Source organism: Streptomyces muensis (assembly GCF_021474425.1).
In the GTDB taxonomy this organism is placed as follows: Bacteria; Actinomycetota; Actinomycetes; order Streptomycetales; family Streptomycetaceae; genus Streptomyces; species Streptomyces muensis.
Window position 1 is genome coordinate 1 of sequence record NZ_JAKEIP010000361.1, and the last position, 6,598, is coordinate 6,598.

At 64.4% G+C, this 6,598-nt stretch carries 5 protein-coding genes; 3 read left to right on the forward strand and 2 right to left on the reverse strand.

What is annotated here, in order from left to right; genetic code table 11:
* Positions 1 to 358 precede the first annotated feature (358 nt).
* From L0P92_RS40735 to L0P92_RS40745, 3 genes are read left to right on the forward strand one after another with little or no spacing between them, the layout of a single operon-like run.
* Positions 359 to 706, forward strand: a complete 348-nt coding sequence (locus tag L0P92_RS40735; protein ID WP_234768180.1) for a hypothetical protein — start codon at positions 359 to 361, stop codon at positions 704 to 706.
* A 47-nt stretch (positions 707 to 753) separates the two neighbouring features.
* Positions 754 to 3,009 (forward strand): hypothetical protein, encoded by a 2,256-nt coding sequence (locus tag L0P92_RS40740; protein WP_234768181.1) that lies wholly within the window; start codon positions 754 to 756, stop codon positions 3,007 to 3,009.
* A gap of 53 nt (positions 3,010 to 3,062) precedes the next feature.
* On the forward strand, positions 3,063 to 3,707 hold the full coding sequence (locus tag L0P92_RS40745; protein WP_234768182.1) for a hypothetical protein: 645 nt from the start codon (positions 3,063 to 3,065) through the stop codon (positions 3,705 to 3,707).
* A gap of 352 nt (positions 3,708 to 4,059) precedes the next feature.
* Here L0P92_RS40745 and L0P92_RS40750 read toward each other — a convergent pair whose 3' ends face one another.
* Positions 4,060 to 4,584, reverse strand: coding sequence for a hypothetical protein (locus tag L0P92_RS40750; protein ID WP_234768183.1), 525 nt, complete (start codon positions 4,582 to 4,584; stop codon positions 4,060 to 4,062).
* Between the two features lie 315 nt (positions 4,585 to 4,899).
* Positions 4,900 to 6,598, reverse strand: a 1,699-nt coding sequence (locus tag L0P92_RS40755) for an outer membrane protein assembly factor BamB family protein (protein ID WP_234768184.1), incomplete at its 5' end; no start/stop codon positions are given.

The window sequence follows — 6,598 nt, forward strand, 5'->3', positions numbered from 1 at the left end:
CCACCGACCCAGCCCCCACCCGGCGGCAACCCCTACCAGCGGTAGCGATACTCCCCCATCACATTCCGGAAGCCCGCCGCCTGCGTGTACAGCCGCAGCGCACTCATGCGCGACGAGATCCTGACTCTCGTGCGTCCGTGACGATCAGATAGGCGTGGGCTTTCAGCCAAAGTCATTTGGCCGGCGCTGGGGTGGTAGACGCGATACGGCTTCTGAGCGTCCTCGGGTTGAGGTTTGGCATCGCGCCAACCGCGTTGATAAGTGGGTACATCCACGCTGCAGGCGAACTCATGTGTCAATTACCATGCTGCAATGTCCAGGGAGCCCATGCCCCTGACACATAAGACAGTTGGGGGCGATGATGGTGGGCACGACACATGTCGACGACACCGAGCAGTTGTTGACAGCAAGCCGGGGCTGCTCCGAGTTGGCTTCTTTGGTCCGGATTGCTGGTGATTTCCCGCGCAGTGACCTGGACGAGGCTGCCGCGAGCCTGTCCGGCGCCAACTGGGACGGTCAGCTGGGCGATGCTTTGAAACACCTGGCGACGCGGTGGATGGACCACCAGTGCGAAGCCCTGCACGCCACCTACCGCGCCCTCGGTCAGAGGACTTGGGACACGTGGTCTGCGTACACCGGTGCCGAGCGCACCAACGCCGCGATGTTCAGCGGCGCACATGCCGAGATCCGTGCCACTTTCGGCTGACGCACTCGCAGCTGACATCGAATAGCCACAACCGACGGGGCATCAGCATGTCGATCACCTACGCCCAGCTCGATCACCTCAACCTGTCCCGCCTCAACCACGCCATTACCGCGTGGAACGAGGTGGTACGGAAGATGAAGGAGGTCGACGAATCCCACCGGCCCAAGGCTCAAAAGCCCTTCGAGGCCGCGGGATGGACCACCACTGGGGCTGGCCCCGATACGGCCGCAATGGCCCACAAGCAGATCAAGGACGCGGGGCACGAGGCCGACTCCGCTCTGAAGCAGGCCCGGGCGATCGAGAAGGTTCTCACGGAGACGCGCGACAGCCTCAAGGCCCAACAGAAGCGGCTCCATGATTATGTGCAGGAGACGACGGCGGGCGGCAAGGTCCGCATCTCCGACCAGGGCAGGGTCACTTTCACCGACTCCGTCGTCGACGACCCCGACCTCCAGGGACAACCCGGCTTCGGCCAAGCCGTAGCTGCCGAGCAGCGCCGTATCGACGAGATCGAGGGCGAGATACGCAAGATCCTGCAGACGGTCACGGAGGTCGACGACAGCGCTGCCGCTGCTCTGCGCTACAACGTCGGCAATGACAAGAACGGATTCAACGAGCACGCCACAGGCAACACGGAAAAGGCCGAGGACCGCTATGACTCCGCCCGCGCGGTTCAACTCGCCCAGAAGGGTGAGGGCATGAGCAACAGCGAGCTCAAGGAGTTCAACAGCCTCCTCAAGGAGCACAAGAAGGACCCCGAGTTCTCTGAGCGGTTCGCGACCCGTATGGGCGGCCGCGGCACGTTGGAGTTCTGGGAGGGCATGGGCCTGCACGACAAGCCGGCTCCCGAGGGCGCCCGCAAGGAGCTCCTGGAGCAGACCCGCAGCCAGCTCGGCGCGACCCTCGGAACGGCCACCCAGTCTGACAGCAAGGCGATGCAGGACTGGAAGAATGACGTCATCGCCGACGGCCCTTACGCACTCGATCACGATCTCCACAAGCCCAGGGGATTCCAGGTGATGTCGGACCTGATGAACTCGGGCCGCTACGACGACGCATTCCTCAAAGACTACGGGAAAGCACTGATTTCCTACGAGAAGGACGCCATCAAGAACGGCGACTCGCTGAGCGACGAATACCTGGGCAAGGTCATCCCCGGCAGCGGCCTCGACGGCGGCGATATCGACCTCACCAACGACTGGGGCACCGACCCCATGACGGGCTACATGAACGCCCTCGGCCACAACCATGAAGCCTCCACCGAGTTCTTCAAGGACAAGAAGAACTTCGACTATGTAGTAGGCGGCGAAGGCGCGAAGGGTGCCCGCGTCTGGCCCGAGGACGCCTACCCCCAGTACGACAGCGGCAAGTCCCGTGGCTACGACGCTCTCGGCCACGCCCTGGAATCCGCCACTACAGGAAGCGACTACGGCGCCGCCAAACCGGAACTCCACCGAGGCGAGGACGAACGTGCCGTCATGCAGCGGGTCATGGAACGCTACGGGAATCCCGAGACGGAGCTGATGGACAAGCAGACGGGCATCTCCGACAGTATGGGGCGCATCGGCGCGGCCTACATCGACGACATCAATTACGCCATGTCAGGACTCGATGGATCCGATCCCAGCCAGCGGGGTATGGAGGAGTTGTTCGGCGCCAAGGATGAGAACCGGATCGAACCGGTCACTGCCCAGCAGTTCGTCCGCGAACTTGGCAACAACGAAACCTCCCACGGCATCATGTCCCAAGCCCAGCAGGCCTTCACCACCAGCCGTATCCACGCACACGAAGGCACCCCTGAGGCGTACCGGGCCGCAGAGTGGGGAATGTTCATGCACGGCGCCCTCGATGAGGCGCGCGCGGAACAGATCGGCCGCGAATACCGCGAGGGCGACGAGGCCTACAACCAAGAACTCGCGAAGGCCGCCGCCTGGAAGCAAGCGGGAGTCTCCGTCGCCGTGGGCGGTGCCACAACCGGGGTCGAAGCAGCCGCCACCATCCTCGCCCCACAAGCTGCGCCCATCATCATTCCCATTGCCGAAGCCGCTGGCACGGCCGTGGAAACCGGACTGGGAAATGAGATTTCCGACTCTCTCAAGGCGAGTGAACGAAACAGCAGCGGCAAGGCGATCAATGACATCGATGAATTCGACTACGCGGCCAAGAGACTGGCCCGATCGGGCATCGACAACTACATGAACAGTCACGGCGTAGAAGGTCCGCCGCGAGACGCTCGGAACACGGCACTCGACGCCGCATACGCGCGAGGTGGCGAAAAGACAGATACGGACAACTCCCGGTGAAAAAGATGTCTTCAGTCCAACGAAAGACGCTTTGGTTGGCACCATTCGCCATCGTGGGCACGCTGATTACGGGATGTACTTCATCCTCGATACCTGACCAGAGTGTCAACGAGGTATGCGACGGCCTGCTTGGTGAAGATGGCGGCGAGTTGTTTACGGAACTCGCCAACGGCACAACCAGACTGACTCCAGCTACCCGCTCGGAAGACACGCGTATTGAGAATGTGGCCGCGGCCATGAAGAAATCCGTAAGCGAACCCGCTCCCGCCAAGCCCGCCTTGAAAAGTATCTGCACAGTCAAGAGGCCAGCTATAGACGGGGAAATCTATCAGAAGGATACGATAGAATTCGAGTTCGGATGGAGCCGGAAACCGGATCCGGTCTCCGAATTCGCCGTATCGTCGTACTCCATCGGGTCCGCCCGGGTCGACTCCGTGGCCTCCCTGTTGAATTTCGTAGACCTGTACTTCATCTGCCACCTGGCCAGCGGCGGCGAGGGAATCGTCAGAGGAAAGTGGATAGGACCGACACAGAGCGAGCTGCCCTACGCAAAGGCGGCAGACGCTCGCAGGCGCATCTTCGTCGCCGCCGGGGCCAAGTTCGCCACCAGCCTCGGCTGCACAAACGATCTCGACCTGTCCCCAACAGGCGAGATGGAGAGGCTCCCAGTCGGCACCGAGTTCACCGATGGCCGCTGACATACTGAGTCTTCGAAGATCGCATCCACACAGGCCTCGCTCACGCTGTCAGCAGCCCAAGCGCGGGCAGCAGCTGTCAAGTACGGCGGGAGGAGATGCTGTAGCGCCTCCCGCCGAGCCTTCGCGTCGCCCGGGTAGGAGGCTTTGATATAGGTGGAATACCGCTTGGTGTTCCACCCGGCGGAATCCGTCGGATAGCCAGTACACTCCGTCAGGCCGATAATCCGGGAACCCCACACCATAACTGAATCATCGGCGATTTTCTGGCCGAGTTCGTCACCGGGAACTCTGGCACGCAGCTCGGGCGGGTCGGCTTTGGTGCTCTGGGACATGTCCGGTTCCGCTCAGGCGGTCAGAACTGCTGCTGCTTGGCTCCTGGAGTAAGGAAGCAAGGAGTGGAGACAGAGAGCCGGAGAGTGCCGGGTGGGTTCACCGAGTCCACGATAAGGAAGATTCCCTCCTTGTCGTTCCTGCCATACAGGATGGATTCGGGAACCTCGGGTCGCTCGGTGTGACTGGTGATACGCACTCCGTGTGCTTCGAGCGCCTTGCGGACCTTGCGGACCGTGGCAATGTGCTGGTCCTCGGGGAGTTTGGCATAGACGGCATAGGTGAGGGTGTAGCGCCCGTCCTCGGACACTTCATCGTTCCGGCCGACACAGGTCTCGAAGTCTTCCCTCGGACCCGGTTCATCGGCGATCTTCACCTCTGCGTACTGCGCCATGACTGCGGTGTACTCCTTGGCCCAGGCCAGGGAGTCCGCGCGGCTCTTGTGTGGGAGGGATTTGTTGATGTCGTCCGGCCTCTGGGTCGTGCAGGCTCCTGTGAGGAGGGGCAGGAGGATCAGAGTGGTTACGTAGGCACGTGTGCGGGACATGGGGCCTCTGGAGTGTGCCCGGGCCGGGTTACACCACATTGCGGGCGACTCCGGACACGGGTGAGCGGACTGTCGGGCGGGCGGCTGGTAAGGCGCGTGCGCTCCGGGCCGCCGACCGGCAATGATCCTCCCTTGGTTGGCCAGGCTCTCACTGCCGTGATGGTGTCGGCGTCCAGACCACTCCGCACCGGACGCTGCGGCTCTCAGGTGCCGCAACCCTGTCGGCACTACTCCCGCCTCGGTTACGGGAGCGGCCGCGAGCAGCGGCGGTGCGTACGCGCCGGCGACGCACCGACAACGCCACCTGACTCGCACTCAGCCCTGCGCCCCGAACGCCACCACATGCACCTTCCGAATGTCCGAACTCGTCGACGAGCTCGCGTACACGGCCGACATGTACAGCCGCCCCTGCGAGTAGATGATCTCGGAGTACTGCGGAGACAACCGCGTCTCCACGTCCCGCACCGACCTCGACGCCGGATTCTCCAGCAGCTTGGTCTGCTTGAACGTGCCCCCGTCGATGCTGACGATCTGCCCGCCCTTGTCGTACGGCGGCCGCTTGTACGCGATCACGTTGCCCCCGTCCATCCGCAACGGCGTCATCGTGTACCGGTCACCCGCGTCCGCCCGCTGCCCGGTCTGCTTGCCGGTGGCGAGGTCGAAGGCGACGATCTCGTTGGTCATGCCGTACGAACCACGGCTGCCGTCGTGCTGCTTGGTCTCGACGTAGAGCCGGTCGTTGCCCACCACGACGCCCTTGCACTGCTCGATCGTGGTGACACCGGAGCAGCGGGCCTCGAACTGGTCGCTCGGCACGGAGATACGGATGCGCAGCTTGCCGGTCTTGTTGTCGATCGAGAAGACGTCCGAGAGGCCGATGGATTCCGTGTCCCCGACCTCCGCCGCGACGACGAGCGGCTCGGTGGAGATGACGCTGGCGTACTCGACGCCCTCTGCCATCTTGTACTCGGAGATCACCCCGCCGGACTTCGGGTCGATGGTCAGGATGTGCAGCTGAGGCTGCTGGTAGGAGCCGCACTTGCGGATCGTGACCAGCTTCTCGCCGCCGGCGTACCCGAGGTCGTAGCAGCCGTCGTCGGCCTTGGGTACCCACAGCTGCTTGCCGGACTCGATGTCGAAGGCGGTGCCGCCGCTGGTGCCGCCGGCCGCGACGGTGTCCCCGCTGACGGTGACGTTGTCGAAGCGGATCGGCGACCCGTCCACCTCGGCGTGCTTCGTCCACAGCTTCTTGCCGGCGTCGAGGTCGATCGCCGCGACCTCGCTGCAGCCGTAGGAGGGCTTGTCCTTGGTCGGCTTCCCGGGCTGGAACGCGATGGCCGTGAGGTTGTCGTCGTTGACGTGCTTGCTGGCCTGGCAGACCGGTCCGGGCAGCGGGATCGTCCAGAGCTTGGTGCCCTTGTCGGGGTCGTAGCCGACGATCTCGGAGACACCGCTCTTGACGTACGCCTTGTCGGTCAGCCACGAGCCGGACACGACGACGCTGGTGTCGTCCTCGACCTTGGGCGCGGGGACCTGGAAGAGGACGGAGGAGTTGGGGTTGGAGGGCACCTTCTCGGTGCCGTCGGGGGTGTCGCCGCCCGCACCGCCGCCCTCGCCGTCGGACCCGCCACTGGTGCCGCCGCTCGTGCCGGCGGTGTCGTCCTTGCCGCCCGTGTCACCGGAGTTGGCGTACCACACGCCACCGCCGACGATCAGCGCGATCACCACGACGGCCGCGGCCACGATGACGGCCAGCCGCGAGCTGTTGCTGCCACCGCCACCGGGCCCGGTGGCCTGCGGGTGCAGCGGGACGGTCTGCTGCGGATACCCGTAGCCGGGCGGCTGCGGCTGACCGTACGGGGCCTGCTGCTGCCCGTACGGGTTCTGCGGCTGGCCGTACGGAGCGGGCGGCTGCTGGCCGGGGTAGCCGTACCCGGCCGGAGGGGTCGGGGCCTGCGGCGCCTGCGGGTAGCCGTACCCGGACGGCGGGCCCTGCGGGGGCGGCGTCTGGGGC

Excerpts from the sequence above, each read along its gene's own strand:
- L0P92_RS40735 (WP_234768180.1), top strand. The coding sequence starts at position 359 with ATGATGGTGGGCACGACACATGTCGACGACACCGAGCAGTTGTTGACA.
- L0P92_RS40740 (WP_234768181.1), top strand. The coding sequence starts at position 754 with ATGTCGATCACCTACGCCCAGCTCGATCACCTCAACCTGTCCCGCCTC.
- L0P92_RS40750 (WP_234768183.1), bottom strand. The coding sequence starts at position 4,584 with ATGTCCCGCACACGTGCCTACGTAACCACTCTGATCCTCCTGCCCCTC.